Consider the following 15,704-nt stretch of genomic DNA (forward strand, 5'->3'; position numbering starts at 1 on the left):
CGCGCCGGAGCGACCACCACCACCGCTGACACAGGCCCGGCGCCGGGGCAGCCACTGCTCGAACTCATGGGCATCGAGAAACGCTTCGGCGTACACCCCTCCGCGGCGGCCGCTTGGATGGCACGGTTCGGGATTGGTAACCCCCCCGGCGAGGTACATGCCGTTCGCCATGTCGAACTGTTGCTGCACGCGGGCGAGGTGGTCGGCCTCGTCGGTGAATCGGGCTGCGGCAAAAGCACGCTCGGCCGCATCGCTGCCGGCATCGCGCCACCGAGCGAGGGTGAGATCCGCTACGGTGGAGAGAACGTCCTCACGATGGACCGCGCCGGGCGACGCGCCTTCGAGCTCGGCGTGCAGATGGTGTTCCAGAACCCGTTCGCCTCGCTTAACCCGCGCATCCGCGTGGGCGATGCCATCGGGGAGGCGCCTCGCGTGCACGGCATCGTTGCAAAGGCCGAGCTGGACGACTGCGTGGCCGGGCTGATGCAAAGGGTGGGGTTGGACCCGTCGTACCGCCATCGCTTTCCGCACCAGTTCTCAGGCGGCCAGCGCCAGCGCATCGTGATCGCGCGAGCGCTCGGCGTGCGGCCGAAGGTGCTGGTCTGTGACGAGGCCGTGGCGGCGCTCGACGTGTCGGTGCAGGCGCAGGTGCTCAACCTGTTCATGGACCTGAGGCGCGACATGGGACTGGCTTACCTGTTCATCAGCCACAACCTCGCGGTGGTCGAACGCATCGCTGACCGCGTGCTGATCATGTACCTTGGTCGCATCGTGGAAGCCGCGCCGGCGCGCGAACTGTTCATAAGGCCTGCACACCCCTACACCCGTGCACTGCTCGACGAGGTACCGAGCCTGGACGGCGGCTCGCGCACCTACGTGCCCATCAAGGGAGAGCTTCCTTCCCCGATGAATCCTCCGGGCGGCTGCGCCTTCCATCCTCGGTGCCCGCACGCGATGCCGGTCTGCGCCACGGAGAGTCCGCAGCCGAAGACCGTGGCGCCAGGGCACTGGTCCGCGTGTCACCTCAACAGCTGAAAGAACACCTGGGCCGGTCTGATCTATATGATCCAGTTGCTTCCCATCATGCGCATGCAGGCGGCGCTGCTGACAGGCTTCCGAGCTATTGGGCCTCGACGGCGAGATAGAGACGTGCCCCGACTTGCGACGTATGTACCCGCAGTACGGCGTCCGTTTTCCTCACACGAGGGGTACTTTTAAGGGCGAGAGCATGGCGAGAACACCCGGGTGCTGCGTGCCGTTAGACGCATCTCTCGTTGGCAGCGCTCATGCTATCTGGGGGCGTCTCCCGCTGGACTAGGCACTGGGCATTCGCCGAGCGGCATTGCCCAGGGACCCCTTCAAAAGCTTGCGGCCTCCTGGCGCATGTCGCATGCGCCAGGAAGCCGATGGTCCCGGGGAGGGTCTCGCCGCGGAGCCTGCTTATTCCTTGATGAAATTCAGCAGGTCGTTGTTGAGCCGATCCTTGTGCGTGTCGGCGAGTCCGTGCGGTGCGCCCGCATAGACGATCAGCTTGGCGTTCTTGATCAGCTTGGCGGAAGCCCGCCCCGATGCGTCGATCGGCACGATCTGATCGTCGTCACCGTGCACGACGAGGGTCGGCACGTCGAAGCGCTTCAGGTCTTCGGTGAAGGGTGGCAGAGAACGCGGCAATCGAGTCGTAGGTGCTCTTGTGGCCGCCCTGCATGCCCTGTGCCCAGAACGACTGGATGGAGCCCTGCGACACCTTCGCGCCCGGCCGGTTGAAGCCGAAGAACGGGCCCGAGGCAATGTCGAGATACAGCTGCGAGCGGTTCTCCAACTCGCCCTTGCGGATGCCGTCGAACACCTCGATCGGGAGGCCGCCCGGGTTCTTGTCGGTCTTCAGCCAGCCCGCGATCTCGCAAAAACCTCTCGACCATCGATTAACTACGAAATGTCGCGCGAGCGGTTATTCGGTTTTTCGCTGGCGATACTGCGAACAAGCCGAAGCAAGGAAGGCCGCAGAATTCGCGCCTCGAAGTCGCGGCGCGGTATCGCGAGTTGAGCCATGATAAGCCCGCCAAGAGAATTCAACACGAAAGCATAGTCCAAATCTGGATCAGTGGATCCAAGCTTCAGAAAGCTATTCCGCGTCAGACTGGCATCCATCTTTCCCCATTTCACGAGTACGCCACGCAACGCTTCGTCGCGCGCCCCGGCAAGCGTCAGTTCTGTGATGGCCATGCCCATGGCACGGTCATTCACCATATATTTGATGTTGTGCTCCGCAAGAACAGTGGCGAACTGATCGGCATCGTCCGCGCATTGCTCGAGCTTAGGAGTGATGAGAGCAAGGTGGTTTGCAATTCGACGGCAGACATCTTCAGCGACCGCGCACATCAAGGCGCTTCGGGAGCCGAAGTAATAGATGCTATGGAGGGCTTGGGGGCGTAAAACGGGGGCCCAGTTTGTCGAAAGGAGCTTGGAAATGTCTACGACACAGGCCGCGCTGCATCGCAAGGAAACGCCTACGCCGGGCGATCTCTATTTGAGCCTTGAGCTCAGTGACAAGAGCTGGAAGCTCACGTTTGGCGACGGCGGCGGTGTAGTAAGTCGTCACACAGTGGCCGCCGGCGATCAGACCCGTTGATCGCCCCATGACTTGCATTGGCTTCCACTGAAACAGTGCGCAAAGTTACAGCATGATGCCCGTCACGAACCAATACGCGAAGCGCCGCTGCAATCAAGTCCTTGTGACGCTGACATCCACGCGCGCTTAGCGGCAAAGCTGGTTCACTGAGTTCAGCAAAGGCGCCCACGGAAGCCTCAAGAGTCGTTTGGACCATCAGCTTAGCAGAAGAAAACGCACGACCATCGGGCCCAAGTGTGGAGATTTAGTTGAAAGCAAACCGTGTTTAAAGATATCCATATGTTGAATCACCCGGGTCCTGTGAAGGCTCAACACTTTGAGTGGTTTGAGCCACGAAGAAGTCGAACAAGTTCTCACCCGAGGTCCGTGAGCGCGCGGTGAGGATGGTGCAGGAACACCGTGGAGAGCACCCGGTTGCGATCGAATCGATTGCACCGAGATCGGCTGCGTGCCGCATACCCTGCATGAATGAGTCAAGCGCGGCGAGGTTGATTCCGGCGTGCGCGAAGGGTCACGACCAGCGCGGCCCAGCGGAGGAAGGAACTCGAGCGCGAGGCCAAGGAGCTGCGCGGGACTAACGAGATCCTTAAACTGGCGAGCGCGTTTTTCGCCATCGAAAAGCATCGCGACAGCTTCGGGATCGAACCGATCTGCAAGGTCTGCACATGGCCCTGTCGGGCTATCGGCGCCTCGCGGCGCTGCTGCTCGAGCCGCACAGGCGCCGCGCCAGAGCGCAACGCGACGATGACCTCGCATCAGAGATACAACAGGTCTGGCAGGCCAACATGCAGGTTCATGGCGCCGACAAGGTGTGGAGGCAACTGGTGCGTGAGGGCACTGCGGCGGCGCGCTGCACAGTCGAGCGGCTGAGGCGGCGCCTGTGGCTGCGAGGCGTGATGCGCGGCAAGGTGGTGAAGACCACGATCAGCGATGCCACCATGCCCGCTGGATCCGGTCAACCGGCAGTTCTGCGCGCAGCGCCCGAATCAACTGTGGGTCAGCGATTTCATGTACGTGTCACGTGTCACGTGGCAGGGCTGGCTAACGTGGCCTTCGTGAATCGATGTGTTCGCCCGTCGCCTTGTGGGCTGGCGGGTCAGCAGCTCGATGCGCACGGACTTCGTGGATGCCGAAGCGCAGACGCAGGCGCAGTAGTGTTAGCTAGCGCCATGTATTGCGCAGCTCGCGAAGTTTGACGAACACGGTTTTCGGATCCGGCTTTTCGGGCAGGTCGGGAAAGGCCTCGCGAAGCGCCGCAATGACACTCGGGCTCGACAGGCGCAGGAAGGTGTTGATCTGCTTTTCTTCCGCCAGCGTGGTGACGCGCACGGTCGCGGGATCGTGGCCGGCCACTTCGGGCAGCAGCGCCTTGGCGGCCGCGTTGTCGGCTTCGCGCGCGAGCGTGAAGCGCAGGTTGTTCTCGATGTAGTCGTGGCCCGGATAGACGCGCGTCTCGGCGGGCAGCTTCGCCAGCTGTTCGACGAAGGTGGTGTAGAGATCTTCCGGGTTGCCGCCGTTGTGGCAGTTGCCCGCGCCGGCGTTGAACAGCGTATCGCCGGAGAACAGCGCCGGCTGCTCGGTGTGGGAGCGCAGGCAGATGTGGCACATGGTGTGGCCGGGCGTGTCCATGCATTCGAGCTCGACAGTCTTGCCGACCTTGATCACGTCGCCCGCCTTGACGCCGCGATCCACGCCTTCGATGCGGGAACCTGCCCGGTGGTGCGCGATCACCTTGGCGCCGGTCGCCGCGACGACGGCTGCATTGCCGCCCGTGTGATCGTGGTGCTCGTGCGTGTTGAGGATCTGCGTGATCTGCCAACCCTTCTCCTTGGCGGCGGCCAGGCATTTCTGGTGGTCCAGGGGATCGATGGCGAGAGCCTCGCCGCTCTCGGGGCAAACGATCAGGTAGTTGTAGTTGCGATAGGCATTGCCGGTCCAGATGCGCTCGACGATCATGCGTTGCTCCAGGTGTCAGATACGAATGGCACTTTACTTAAGGCCCATGGCGTTGAAGGCAGGGGCGTAAGTCGCTAAATTTGAAGAGAAGGGGAGGTCGCTGGCAAAGGGATTGATAGGTGGCTGTTACAAAGCTCCCAAACCATCTTTCGAAAAAAAAAGGGCCAGCCACCAAGAATCGTAACGCCCGCAGCGCTGTGCAAGTTCGGACAGAGCTGCTGCGTAATCAGTCATTGAGCGCCGCCCGAACTAAGGACATGGTCCGGTCGACCGTGCCGACGCCGCTGATGGCGCGGTACTTCGGCGCCGTGGCCGGGTCCGCCTTGGCCCAGGCCGAGTAGTAGTCGACCAGCGGCCGGGTCTGCTGGCTGTAGACCTCGAGCCGCTTGCGCACGGTTTCTTCCTTGTCGTCCTCGCGCTGGATCAGGTCTTCGCCCGTGAGGTCGTCCTTGCCTTCGGTCTTCGGCGGGTTGAACTTGACGTGGTAGATGCGCCCCGACGCCGGATGCGAGCGGCGCCCGCTCATGCGTTCGATGATGTCGGCAAAAGGCACGTCGATCTCGAGCACGTAGTCGATCTTGACGCCCGCCGAGCGCATGGCCTCGGCTTGCGGAATGGTGCGCGGGAAGCCGTCGAACAGAAAGCCCTGGGTGCAGTCCGGCAGCGCGATGCGTTCCTTGACGAGGTTGATGATCAGGTCGTCGCTCACCAGGGCGCCGGCATCCATCACGGCCTTGGCCTGGAGCCCGAGCGGTGTGCCGGCCTTGACGGCGGCGCGCAGCATGTCGCCGGTCGAGATTTGAGGAATGCCGTATTTCTGGCAAATGAAGGCTGCCTGCGTGCCTTTGCCTGCCCCGGGGGCGCCCAACAGCATCAGTCTCATGGCGTCTCCGGCATGCGTTGGACGTTTCGGGAAATGCCGTCCATGATTTCCTTCCTGGCGGCATCGATGCCTTCCCAGCCCAGCACCTTGACCCACTTGCCGGCTTCGAGGTCCTTGTAGTGCTCGAAGAAGTGCGTGATGGCCTTCAGGCGCATCGGGTTCACGTCCTCGACCTTCTTCCAGTGGCTGTAGATCGGCAGCACCTTGTCAGTGGGCACGGCCAGCACCTTGCCGTCTACGCCGGCCTCGTCTTCCATCATCAGGATGCCGATCGGCCGGCACGGCACCACCACGCCGGGCACCAGCGCCCAGGGGGTGATGACCAGCACGTCGACCGGATCGCCGTCGCCCGAGAGCGTCTGCGGCACATAGCCGTAGTTGGTCGGGTAGTGCATCGCGGTCGTCATGAAGCGGTCGACGAAGATCGCGCCCGATTCCTTGTCGACCTCGTACTTGATCGGGTCGGCATTCATCGGGATCTCGATGATGACGTTGAAGGCTTCAGGAGCGTCTTTGCCTGGGGAGACTTTGTCGAAGGGCATGGGATGTTGATTGATGGTTGGCGAACTTCCACGCAGGATCAAGGTGAACTCGCGGGCATTTTGTCTAGAGGTACATCGGTCGGGCCGAAGGCCACATCGACCGTCTTAGTTCCCTCAGTTCCTCGTGGCCAACTGCTCCAGAATCGCCGGGTTCTCCAGCGTCGACGTGTCCTGCGTGATGGTCTCGCCCTTGGCGACCGAGCGCAGCAGTCTGCGCATGATCTTGCCGCTGCGCGTCTTCGGCAGGTTGTCACCGAAGCGGATGTCCTTGGGCTTGGCGATCGGGCCGATCTCCCTGGCGACCCAGTTGCGCAGTTCATTGGCGATTTTCTTCGCCTCCTCGCCGCTCGGGCGGGGACCCTTCAGCACGACAAAGGCACAGATCGCCTCGCCCGTGGTTTCGTCGGGGCGGCCGACCACCGCGGCTTCCGCCACCAGATCGGTGCAAGACACCAGCGCAGATTCGATCTCCATCGTGCCCATCCGATGCCCCGAGACGTTGAGCACATCGTCGATGCGGCCGGTGATCGTGAAGTAACCCGTCGTTGCATCGCGGATGGCGCCATCGCCAGCGAGGTAGTAGCCCTTGAGCTCCGGCGGGTAGTAGCTCGCCTTGAAGCGCTCCGGGTCGCCCCAGATCGTGCGGATCATGCTTGGCCAGGGCTTCTTGACCACCAGGATGCCTCCCTGGCCGTTGGGCACGTCGGTGCTCGTCTCGTCGACGATTGCCGCGGCAATGCCCGGGAAGGGCAGGGTGCAGGAGCCCGGGACCAGCGGCGTCGCGCCCGGCAGCGGCGTGATCATGTGGCCGCCGGTCTCGGTCTGCCAGAACGTGTCGACGATCGGGCAGCGGCCGCCGCCGATGTGCTGGTGGAACCACTCCCAGGCAGCGGGATTGATCGGCTCACCGACCGAGCCCAGGATGCGCAGGCTCGACAGGTCGTAGCGCTTCGGATGCACCGCCTCGTCAGCCTCAGCTGCCTTGATCAGCGAGCGGATGGCAGTGGGCGCGGTGTAGAACACGCTGACCTTGTGGTCCTGGATCATCTTCCAGAAGCGGCCTGCGTCGGGATAGGTGGGCACGCCCTCGAACACGACCTCGGTTGCGCCCAGCGCGAGCGGGCCGTAGGCGATGTAGGTGTGGCCAGTGACCCAGCCGATGTCGGCGGTGCACCAGAACACATCGTCGTCCTTCAGGTCGAAGGTCCACTTCGTGGTCAACGCCGCGTGCAGCAGGTACCCGCCGCTGGAATGCTGCACGCCCTTGGGCTTGCCGGTCGAGCCTGAGGTGTACAGCACGAACAGGGGATGCTCGGCACCCACCCATTCGGGTTCGCAGGTCTCGGCCCGGTCTTTCATTTCCTCGTGCAGCCAGCGGTCGCGCGCGGGGTTCCAGCCGATCGGGCCGCCGGTGCGCTGGTAGACGAGGACATCCTTCACGCTCTCGCAGCCACCCAGGGCGATGGCGTCGTCGACGATCGCCTTGAGCGGCAGTTGTTTGCCGCCGCGCAGCTGCTCGTCGGCGGTGATGACCATCACTGCGCCGACATCCTGGATGCGGTCGCGCAGGCTCTGCGCCGAGAAGCCGCCGAAGACCACCGAATGCGTGGCCCCGATGCGCGCGCAGGCCTGCATCGCGACCACTCCCTCGATGCTCATCGACATGTAAATGACCACGCGGTCGCCCTTCTTGACGCCGCGCGCCTTCAGCGCATTGGCCATGCGGCAGGTGCGCGCCAGCAGCTCGCGGTAGCTGACGCGCGTCACCTGCCCGTCGTCGGCCTCGAAGATGATCGCCGTCTTGTCGCCCAGGCCGCGCTCGACCTGACGATCGAGGCAGTTGTACGAGACGTTCAGCGTGCCATCCTCGAACCATTCAAAGAACGGCGCCCGGCTGTCGTCGAGCCCCTTCGTGAACGGCGTCTTCCAGATCAGGAACTCGCGCGCGAGGCGCGACCAGTAGGCGCTGTGATCGGCATCGGCCTCGGCTACCAGTTTGTCGTAGGCCGCCATGCCGGGTACATGGGCGTCCTTCATATCCGGGACTGGAATCAAATGGGTCCTTGTTTCTTTTTCGTTCACGGTAGATCTCCTGTGTAGCCTTGAGCTAAGACGTCCAAAGGACGGGGTTGATTCATCGGTCCGCATGGCTGTTCAGCCAGGCAGCGACCGCTGGAGCACTGCGAAAGTCATCGCAGGCGCGAGCCGGAACAGTCGGGTAACGCTGATTCCACATGCGCGCAAGCGCCTGGCCCGGGCCGATCTCCAGCACGCAGCGTATGTGTCGTGCCATGACGTTTTCCATGCATTCGTCCCAACGAACCGTCGTGGCGATCTGGGCGGCCAGCGCGACGCGTGCAGACCTTGCGTCCCGGATGCGGTCCGCTGCATTGCTGAACAGGGCGACTCGTGGCGCATGGAACGAAGCGTTCTCAAGCGTGCGCGCAAAGCTGTCAGCCGCCTCGCGCATCCACGGCGTATGGGATGCCACATTGACGCGCAACCGCGTGCACTGTGCACCTTCGAGCAAGACCATTCGCTCCGCCTGTACCAATGCAGCCATCGGTCCGCCGAGGATCACGCTGTCCTCGCCGTTGCGGATGGCGAGTGCGAGGCCGGTTGCCGCGCGAAGTCTTTCCACTGCGGAAATGGAAAGACTGGTGACGGCCAGCAGTCCGCCGGGGGCACTCGCCGCACATTCATCCATGGCCTGGGCCCGCCGCTGTGCAAGCTCGATGGTTGAATCGGGAGCGAGCACGCCCGCCGCGCTGAAGGCTGCCAGTTCTCCTACGCTGTAGCCCGCTATCGCGGCGGGTGGCGCCACGAAGGGCGCCAGTTGATTCCACGCTGCCAGTTCGAGGCCGGTCAGCAGAGTCTGCGCGTTGTCGTTGCGTTCGGCCCAGCCAGGATCGGCCAGCGCTGCGCGCCAGTCCTTGACACCGAGGCGCGCTCGCATGTCGCGCACGATTGGATCGTCGGCAATCCACGGCAGCATCGCCGGGTGCTGATTGCCTTGGCCGGAGAACAGCAGCGCGAAGCTCATGGACCTCCACACACACGCGTGATCCAGCATGCTGCGGCGAGCGTGTCTGCCGCGCCTCCGGGCGACAGGCGCCGCGCCACGAATTCGTCGGCAATTGCATGCGCCTCCTGAAGTCCGGTGGGCCGAGCGACACCTCCGCGATCCAGAAACTCTCGCGCAGCGCGCTGTGCGTAGCGCAATCCGGCGAGGCCGCCGCGGTGCGCGAGATTGCTGTCGTCCAGGACCGCCATGATGTGGAACAAGGTGTCGAGCCGAGCCTGTTGCGACGTCAGGCCGCGGGCCAGCGCGGCCCTCAGCGCGGGTAGCGCCGTCTCGAACAGCACCGGGAACGCCAGCGCCGCCTCTTCGGACGCGCTGCGCAGGCCGTGACGGCGTGCGGCGATGCCCCCGGGCAGGGTGGGTGGGCGTCGGCTGCGCGTGGCCAGGGCATCGCCCCAGTCCCGGCGCAACGCATCACGCAGTTGAAGTGGATGCAATGCGCCGCCGTGCTCACGCAGGGCGGCGCCCGCCGCGGCGCACAGCAGGCCGAGCATGAAGATCGCGCCGCGATGCGTGTTGATGCCACCGGTGGCGGCGAGCATGCGTGCTTCCGCGGCAATACCGTACCGCTCCAGCAGGGCGAAATCTGCGCCGCCGAAGCCGCCTTCGGCGATCTGGGCGAAGTAGCGGCGCAGCGCGAACAGGCTGCGCATGAAGGTGTGCGCGTCCATGTCTTCGTGGCTGCCGCAGTCGATCAATGTCACCAGTCCGGGCTTGGGTGTCAGCGACAGCTCGTCATACAGCGCAAGCGTGGCCGCGCGCCCGATCGCCGCGGGCGTGAGCCGCGGATCCGGTTGCAATGAAAGCGCAACGGTCGTCATTCGTCCAACTCCGGCAATGCGACACGTTGGCACCATGCGGTGTCGCGCTGCAGGGTCACGCCGTCCATTCGCTTGACCATCACCGCCCGCGTGTGTCCGGCGCGCCATGCGGCCCATTCGCGCCACGCCACTGCCGCGCCGTCGCCGAACACGAGCTCGCCGTCCAGCCGGGGCCGTGTGGTGCTGAAGGACTGGAGCGCACGCGTCACAGCATCCCCGTGCGCCGCTCCGTCGACCGCCAAACACATGTCGAGATCGGAGTCCGGCCGCACGTGATCGAGACCGCTGATCGCTTGCCAGCCGTAGCTTCCGAAGACGCGCGCTGCCGCATGGCACGCGTCGAGCTCGTCACCAAGATCGCTCACCGCGCGTCGCGCCGACGGCGGCAGCAGCCCTTGGATTTCGGCAAGGCGCGGGAACTCGTCAAGGCCAAGCACCGCAGCGCGCGACACCTGCAGCGCCAGCCGACGCTTTTCCCAACGCTCAGGCGACGGCAGACCCAGTGCGATCCATCCGTTGGCGGCGGCGTCGATTGACTGACGTGTCACCACCAGCGGCAGTCGATGCGTCGCCCAATGCGTCAGGCAGTCGCGCGCATGCCTGTCCCAGGGCCGGGCGAGGACGGCGGACCACCCAGCCTCCGAGAGCCGGGCGAGTTGGTGGCGGCGCAGGAAGACCATGGCGCTTGCGACGGTCAGGCGGCGTCCAGCACCCGCTGCACGACGGCGGCGGCAAGCTGGCGTCCACCGCGCTCGGCGCCGTCCTGCGCGCGCCGATCTTGCGTCGGCGTATGGGCCAGCGCATCGTGCAGCGCGGCCTGCAAGTCTCCCTCCCACAGCGCACGCACGCCCCCCATCGCCACGTAGTTCCGCACGCCCGGTGCGAATACCGGGTTGGACTTCGACAACGCCGTGAGCTTGTCCTCTGGCAGCTTGGTCACGCGCGCCATGGCGGGAATACGCATCACCCGGATCTCGGCATCCGGCAGCGCGTAGCAGGCGTCGGCAATCAACCCCGAGGTGATGAAGCCGCCGGAGAGGGCTTGGTCGTACACCAGGCCGATCACGCGGTGGCCGCGGCGCCGCGCCAGGTCGATGCTCGCGCCGAGGTGCGCCATCGCACGGTTGATGCCGAGCAATTCATCGCGTCGGCGCAGCTGCTGGCCCTGCGTGTCGATCAGCAGCAGGATAGGCCGACCTGGGTGCTGCTTGATGGTGTCGAGCACCACACGGGCCTGGGCCAGCGCGAGCCGGACCCCGATCGGCGCGTGATTCGTGGTGCCGATCACCGTAAGCGGCTCGCCTTCGAACATCACCTCGCCCTGTAGAAAGTCGCCGTCCGCGCGCATGCCGTGGTATGAGCCGAAGAGCTGGGTGACAAGGGAATTCCATTGCATGTGATGCGCCTCGGTTAGTAAGCGCGCAGCGCGCGCATGGCTTCCACCGGAAGCTCCGGGACCCGCTGCGCGTCGGCGATGCCGAGTGCGCTCCAGAGCAGCGTCGCTTCATCGCGGCCGACCGTGTCAGAGGGCAGTGCGTGCAGGCGCGCCGTGAGCAACGCGTGCTCCTCCTCCAGCGCCGCGAGGGTCAATGGCTTCGACGCATCGATCGCCGCGACAGCCGCCGCGCGGAATTCCGCGACGTCATCCTCGACCAGCGCGTCGCAGTCACCGGTCAGCCAGCGGTGCTTGCCGCCGGTCGTGCGCCAGACCAGCGCACGGTCGCGCGAATCGAATTCCTCCACGCCGTGGGATGCCTCGATCACCTCGGGCCCCGACATCGCCAGGCGCCCCGCATCGCTCATCACGATGTGGTCGGCACAGCGCGCCACGATGCCCATGCCGCCGAAGCAGCCGTTGGCGCCACCGATCAGCACGATCACCGGGATTCCGGCGGCACGCACGTCAAGCAGTGCGCGCATCACTTCCGACACCGCGATCAATCCGGCATTGGCCTCGTGCAATCGCACGCCGCCTGATTCGGCCAGCAACAGCACCGCCGCCGGCCGGTCGCGCAGGGCGCGCTGCAGCAGTCCGACCAGTTTGGCGCCGTGGACCTCGCCGACGCCGCCGCCCATGAACGCGCCTTCCTGCGCGGCCACGAAGACCTCGTGGCCGTCGAGCGTCGCGCGGCCGATCGCCACGCCGTCGTCGAAGGCCGATGGCACGCCGAGCTGCGCCAGGTGCGGGCTGGTGACCCGTTCGCTCGGTGGCAGCCACTCGTGAAAACTGCCGGGATCGAGCAGCAGCGCCAGCCGCTCGCGCGCCGAGCATTCGGCATAGCTGATCATGGCTTGCCTCCGGTGATCTCGGCTACGGCCTGGTCGAGCCGCAGGCTCACCACCGCGGGCGTGGCGCCCATGTCGTTGATCGAGACGCGCACGCCGGCCAGCGGATGGCGCGCGTGGAAGTCGTTCATCACGGCCTGCCAGATCGGGCCGAAGCCGCGCGCCGAGGTCTCGACGCGCACTGCGCAGTCATTGCCGTCGGCCGGCTCGAGCATCACTTCGAGGTTGCCGGAGCCGACGACGCCGACCAGCACTGGCGCAAAGGCGCCGGCCGGCCGGCCGCCGGAGAAGAAAAAGTCCAGGGTTTCGAGCCCTGCGGGAACGTCGCTCATGGTCGAATCTCCTGTTACCAGTTTCTGAAGCGCTTGGGTGGCTGGTACAACCCGCCCGAGGCGCGCACCAGGTCGCGCATGCTGCGGGCGGCCAGCAGGTTGCGCGTGGCCTGGCGTGGGTCGATCCCCAGGTCCTGCGGCCGGCGGATGACGCCGCGGTCGCGCAGGTTCTCCACTGCGCGCCTGTCGCGCGCCAAACCGACCGCGGTGTAGCCGGCCACGCCGCGGATCGCCTGCTCGCGCTCCGCGTCGCTGCGGCACAGCAGCAGGTTGGCGATGCCTTCTTCGGTGAGGATGTGCGAGACGTCGTCGCCGTAGATCATGATCGGCGGCAGGTCCATGCCGGCCTGCTCCTGCAGCGTCCAGGCGTCGAGCTTTTCAACGAAGGCCGGCTGCATGTGCTCGCGGAAGGTCTCGACCATCTGCACGACCAGCTTCTGGCCGCGCGGCGTGCCGGCCGCGCCGCTGCGCCCGGCACGCGCCTCGCGCCCGGCCTTGAGCCAGGCCGGGCTGGCATGGCGCCGGCCGCGCGCGTCGGCGCCCATGTTGGGCGCACCGCCGAAACCGGCGATGCGGCCCAGTGTCGCGGTGGAGCTGTTGCCGTCGAGGTCGATCTGCAAGGTCGAGCCGATGAACATGTCGCAGGCGTAGTGGCCGGCCGCCTGGCAGAACGCCCGGTTGCTGCGCAGGCTGCCGTCGGGGCCGGTGAAAAACACGTCGGAGCGCGCGCGGATGTAGTCCTCCATGCCGAGCTCGGAGCCGAAGGAGTGCACCGATTCGACCCATCCCGCCTCGATCGCCGGGATCAATGCCGGGTGCGGGTTCAACGCCCAGTGCTTGCCGATCTTGCCCTTGAGGCCCAGCGACTCGGCATAGGTCGGCAGCAGCAACTCGATGGCCGCGGTGTCGAAGCCGATGCCGTGGTTCAGGCGCTGCACGCCGTACTCGGCATAGATGCCCTTGATCGCCATCATCGCCATCAGCACCTGGACCTCGCTGATCTGCGCCGGGTCGCGCGTGAAGAGCGGCTCGATGAAGTTCGGGCGCGGCGCCTTCACGACGAAGCTCACCCAGCCGGCCGGGATGTCGATGCGCGGCAGCGTCGTGGTCTTGCCGTCGACCAGTTCGTTCACCTGCGCGATCACGATGCCGCCGGAGAACGCCGTGGCCTCGACGATGGCCGGCGTGTCTTCGGTGTTGGGGCCGGTGTAGAGATTGCCTTCGGCGTCGGCCGCCTGCGCCGCGACCAGCGCGACCTTGGGCGTCAGGTCGACGAAGTAGCGCGCGAACAACTCGAGGTAGGTGTGGATCGCGCCGATCTCGATGCGCCCGGCCGACACCAGCTTGGCCAGGCGCGCGCCCTGCGGCCCCGAGAAGCTGAAGTCCAGTCGGGCGGCCACGCCGTTCTCGAAGATGTCCAGGTGCTCGGGCAGCGCCAGCACCGACTGCACCATGTGCAGGTCATGGACCCGCTGCGGATCGACCTGCACCAGCGCCTGCGCCAGGAAGTCGGCCTGCTTCTGGTTGTTGCCCTCGAGGCAGACGCGGTCGCCGGGCGAGAGCACCGCTTCGAGCAGGGTGGCGATCGCTTGCGTTTCGACACGCTTGCCGGCGAGCCGCGTCCCTAGTGCATCGGCTGCGCGCGCCAGCCGGGCGGCGCGGTCGTCGGCCTTGGAGGTCCAGGATCTGGAGTTCATTGGAGTCCGATAGGGTTGAATGGATGTCGGCCGAATGAGAGCGCCGCCTCACAGCACCACGAAGAGCAGCCACACCACCACTGGGGCCACCAGGGTCACGATGGCGCCGTACACCATCAGCTGCCGGAAGAACACGTCGCGGTCCACGCCCTTGGCATTGGCGAGCACCAGTGCGCCATTGGTGGAGAACGGACTGACGTCGACGATGGTCGAGGACACGGCCATCGCCGCGATGAAGCCGATTGCGCTGACGCCAGTGTCGCCCTGCAGGAACGGCACCGCCAGCGGGATCAGCGAGCCGAGCACCGCGGTCGACGAGGCGAAGGCCGAGACCACGGCGCCGACGAAGCACAACAGCAACGCGGCCACCATGGGCGAGGTGAGACCGGCCACGCTGTGGCCCACGAAATCGATGGTGCCCATCTTGTCCATCACGCCCACGTAGGTGCTGACACCCACGATCAGCATGATCTCGGGCCACGACACCTGGCCCAGGGCGCGCTTCTGCAGATTGGGGGCCATCAGCGTCAGCAAGAGGCCGATGGTGATCGACACGAAGCCGATGTCCTGTTTGAAGAACAGCGTCAGCACGGCCAGCGCCAGCAGACCCAGCACGGTGACGATCTGGTAGAGGCGCGAACCCTGGTCGGCCGGGACCGCCGGCGCCGCGTCCATGAGCGACTCGCCAGCCGCAGTCGCGACCCGCCGCTCTTCCGCGAACGATTCGGCCTCCGCGCCGCCGAACACTTGCGCTCCGCCCTGTGCATGCGCAGTGCGACGCGTTGCTGGCACTGCGCCGGTCACGTCGGCCTTCTGGCGCAGCAGTTTCATGCCGCCCATGAGGAAGAACAGCAGCAGCGACACGGACAGGTTGACGCCGAGGCTCGCCAGCATCGTCGCGATCTCGTTGAGCGGCAGGCCGGCCTTGGCGACGATCTTGTTGGTGATACCGCCGTAGATGCTGATCGGCGAGAAGCCGCCGCCCTGCGCGCCGTGCACGACCATGAGCCCCATGAGCAGCGGATTGATGCCGTACTTGGCGGCAAAACCCAGCGCGATCGGCGCGATGATGGCCACCGCCGCGGGGCTGACCGCTCCCACCGCCGTGAGCAGCGCGGCGATGAAGAACATGATCCACGGAATGGCGGCGATGCGCCCGCGCACCGCGCGCACCGCCAGCTTGACGAGCCAGTCGATGGTGCCGTTGTTCTGCGCCAGCGCAAACAGGTAGGTGATGCCGACCAGGGTGAGAAACAGGTCGGCCGGGAAGCCGCCCATGATCGCCTTGGCGTTCATGCCGGCTACCAGCGTGCCGACCAGGAAGGCGCCGACGAAGGCGATCACGCCCATGTTGATCGGCAGCACGGTGGCGAGCACGAACATGCCGACCAGTGCGTAAATCGAAATCCAATGAGAACTCATCAACGCGTCTCCGGGGGTTTTGGGGTTCGACGCATCGGGCTGTGCATCTGGGTG

At 65.6% G+C, this 15,704-nt stretch carries 15 protein-coding genes and 2 pseudogenes; 3 read left to right on the forward strand and 14 right to left on the reverse strand.

The genetic code is table 11. The annotated features are described in order from the left end of the window. Window positions 1–66 precede the first annotated feature (66 nt). Entirely contained in the window at window positions 67–1,035 is a 969-nt protein-coding gene (locus tag ACSQ86_RS33135; RefSeq protein WP_436310892.1) for an ABC transporter ATP-binding protein, read from the forward strand. A gap of 405 nt (window positions 1,036–1,440) precedes the next feature. On the opposite strand, the pseudogene ACSQ86_RS33140 reads toward ACSQ86_RS33135, so the two are convergent. Continuing rightward, window positions 1,441–1,885 (reverse strand): annotated as a pseudogene (locus ACSQ86_RS33140) (alpha/beta fold hydrolase); the annotation flags it as partial. Between the two features lie 41 nt (window positions 1,886–1,926). After that, complete coding sequence (locus ACSQ86_RS33145) at window positions 1,927–2,379, reverse strand: hypothetical protein (RefSeq protein WP_436310536.1); 453 nt, start codon at window positions 2,377–2,379, stop codon at window positions 1,927–1,929. An 88-nt stretch (window positions 2,380–2,467) separates the two neighbouring features. On the opposite strand from ACSQ86_RS33145, the gene ACSQ86_RS33150 reads away from it, so the two are divergent. Both ACSQ86_RS33150 and ACSQ86_RS33155 read left to right on the forward strand, forming a co-directional pair. After that, a complete protein-coding gene (locus ACSQ86_RS33150) occupies window positions 2,468–2,629 on the forward strand; it encodes a hypothetical protein (RefSeq protein WP_436310537.1) in 162 nt (53 codons plus the stop codon). A 383-nt stretch (window positions 2,630–3,012) separates the two neighbouring features. Continuing rightward, window positions 3,013–3,754: pseudogene (locus ACSQ86_RS33155) on the forward strand (DDE-type integrase/transposase/recombinase); the annotation flags it as partial. 36 nt (window positions 3,755–3,790) lie between these two features. On the opposite strand, the gene ACSQ86_RS33160 reads toward ACSQ86_RS33155, so the two are convergent. The 12 genes from ACSQ86_RS33160 to ACSQ86_RS33215 form a co-directional block, all read right to left on the reverse strand. Further along, window positions 3,791–4,585, reverse strand: a complete 795-nt coding sequence (locus ACSQ86_RS33160) for a hydroxyacylglutathione hydrolase (protein WP_436310538.1) — start codon at window positions 4,583–4,585, stop codon at window positions 3,791–3,793. 226 nt (window positions 4,586–4,811) lie between these two features. Next, window positions 4,812–5,468: an adenylate kinase gene (adk, locus tag ACSQ86_RS33165; RefSeq protein ID WP_436310539.1), complete on the reverse strand. Its 657-nt coding sequence runs from the start codon at window positions 5,466–5,468 to the stop codon at window positions 4,812–4,814. Then, a complete protein-coding gene (gene ppa / locus ACSQ86_RS33170; protein ID WP_436306967.1) occupies window positions 5,465–6,010 on the reverse strand; it encodes an inorganic diphosphatase in 546 nt (181 codons plus the stop codon). The genes adk and ppa overlap by 4 nt, the downstream gene beginning before the upstream one ends. 114 nt (window positions 6,011–6,124) lie before the next feature. Next, window positions 6,125–8,047 carry an acetate--CoA ligase gene (acs, locus tag ACSQ86_RS33175; RefSeq protein ID WP_436310540.1) on the reverse strand — a complete coding sequence of 641 codons (1,923 nt, stop codon included), beginning with the start codon at window positions 8,045–8,047 and terminating at the stop codon, window positions 6,125–6,127. A gap of 97 nt (window positions 8,048–8,144) precedes the next feature. Further along, entirely contained in the window at window positions 8,145–9,053 is a 909-nt protein-coding gene (locus ACSQ86_RS33180; RefSeq protein ID WP_436310541.1) for an ACP S-malonyltransferase, read from the reverse strand. After that, a complete protein-coding gene (gene mdcB / locus ACSQ86_RS33185; RefSeq protein ID WP_436310542.1) occupies window positions 9,050–9,913 on the reverse strand; it encodes a triphosphoribosyl-dephospho-CoA synthase MdcB in 864 nt (287 codons plus the stop codon). The genes ACSQ86_RS33180 and mdcB overlap by 4 nt, the downstream gene beginning before the upstream one ends. Next, window positions 9,910–10,593: a malonate decarboxylase holo-[acyl-carrier-protein] synthase gene (gene mdcG, locus ACSQ86_RS33190; protein ID WP_436310543.1), complete on the reverse strand. Its 684-nt coding sequence runs from the start codon at window positions 10,591–10,593 to the stop codon at window positions 9,910–9,912. The genes mdcB and mdcG overlap by 4 nt, the downstream gene beginning before the upstream one ends. Window positions 10,594–10,607: 14 nt before the next feature. Further along, entirely contained in the window at window positions 10,608–11,309 is a 702-nt protein-coding gene (gene mdcE / locus ACSQ86_RS33195; RefSeq protein WP_436310506.1) for a biotin-independent malonate decarboxylase subunit gamma, read from the reverse strand. Window positions 11,310–11,323: 14 nt separating this feature from the next. Further along, window positions 11,324–12,202 (reverse strand): biotin-independent malonate decarboxylase subunit beta, encoded by an 879-nt coding sequence (locus ACSQ86_RS33200; RefSeq protein ID WP_436310507.1) that lies wholly within the window; start codon window positions 12,200–12,202, stop codon window positions 11,324–11,326. Continuing rightward, window positions 12,199–12,531, reverse strand: coding sequence for a malonate decarboxylase acyl carrier protein (mdcC, locus tag ACSQ86_RS33205; protein ID WP_436310508.1), 333 nt, complete (start codon window positions 12,529–12,531; stop codon window positions 12,199–12,201). Before mdcC ends, ACSQ86_RS33200 begins: the two co-directional genes overlap by 4 nt. A 14-nt stretch (window positions 12,532–12,545) precedes the next feature. Further along, window positions 12,546–14,228 carry a malonate decarboxylase subunit alpha gene (gene mdcA, locus ACSQ86_RS33210; RefSeq protein WP_436310544.1) on the reverse strand — a complete coding sequence of 561 codons (1,683 nt, stop codon included), beginning with the start codon at window positions 14,226–14,228 and terminating at the stop codon, window positions 12,546–12,548. Between the two features lie 48 nt (window positions 14,229–14,276). Further along, entirely contained in the window at window positions 14,277–15,650 is a 1,374-nt protein-coding gene (locus ACSQ86_RS33215; protein WP_436310545.1) for an SLC13 family permease, read from the reverse strand. Window positions 15,651–15,704 lie beyond the last annotated feature (54 nt).

This window comes from Variovorax sp. LjRoot130 (genome assembly GCF_964253755.1).
Taxonomy (GTDB): Bacteria; Pseudomonadota; Gammaproteobacteria; order Burkholderiales; family Burkholderiaceae_C; genus Variovorax.

Excerpts from the sequence above, each read along its gene's own strand:
- acs (WP_436310540.1), bottom strand. The coding sequence starts at position 8,047 with ATGAAGGACGCCCATGTACCCGGCATGGCGGCCTACGACAAACTGGTA.
- ACSQ86_RS33180 (WP_436310541.1), bottom strand. The coding sequence starts at position 9,053 with ATGAGCTTCGCGCTGCTGTTCTCCGGCCAAGGCAATCAGCACCCGGCG.
- ACSQ86_RS33135 (WP_436310892.1), top strand. The coding sequence starts at position 67 with ATGGGCATCGAGAAACGCTTCGGCGTACACCCCTCCGCGGCGGCCGCT.
- mdcB (WP_436310542.1), bottom strand. The coding sequence starts at position 9,913 with ATGACGACCGTTGCGCTTTCATTGCAACCGGATCCGCGGCTCACGCCC.
- ACSQ86_RS33200 (WP_436310507.1), bottom strand. The coding sequence starts at position 12,202 with ATGATCAGCTATGCCGAATGCTCGGCGCGCGAGCGGCTGGCGCTGCTG.
- ACSQ86_RS33160 (WP_436310538.1), bottom strand. The coding sequence starts at position 4,585 with ATGATCGTCGAGCGCATCTGGACCGGCAATGCCTATCGCAACTACAAC.
- ACSQ86_RS33150 (WP_436310537.1), top strand. The coding sequence starts at position 2,468 with ATGTCTACGACACAGGCCGCGCTGCATCGCAAGGAAACGCCTACGCCG.
- mdcA (WP_436310544.1), bottom strand. The coding sequence starts at position 14,228 with ATGAACTCCAGATCCTGGACCTCCAAGGCCGACGACCGCGCCGCCCGG.
- ppa (WP_436306967.1), bottom strand. The coding sequence starts at position 6,010 with ATGCCCTTCGACAAAGTCTCCCCAGGCAAAGACGCTCCTGAAGCCTTC.
- adk (WP_436310539.1), bottom strand. The coding sequence starts at position 5,468 with ATGAGACTGATGCTGTTGGGCGCCCCCGGGGCAGGCAAAGGCACGCAG.
- ACSQ86_RS33145 (WP_436310536.1), bottom strand. The coding sequence starts at position 2,379 with ATGTGCGCGGTCGCTGAAGATGTCTGCCGTCGAATTGCAAACCACCTT.
- mdcC (WP_436310508.1), bottom strand. The coding sequence starts at position 12,531 with ATGAGCGACGTTCCCGCAGGGCTCGAAACCCTGGACTTTTTCTTCTCC.
- mdcG (WP_436310543.1), bottom strand. The coding sequence starts at position 10,593 with ATGGTCTTCCTGCGCCGCCACCAACTCGCCCGGCTCTCGGAGGCTGGG.
- ACSQ86_RS33215 (WP_436310545.1), bottom strand. The coding sequence starts at position 15,650 with ATGAGTTCTCATTGGATTTCGATTTACGCACTGGTCGGCATGTTCGTG.
- mdcE (WP_436310506.1), bottom strand. The coding sequence starts at position 11,309 with ATGCAATGGAATTCCCTTGTCACCCAGCTCTTCGGCTCATACCACGGC.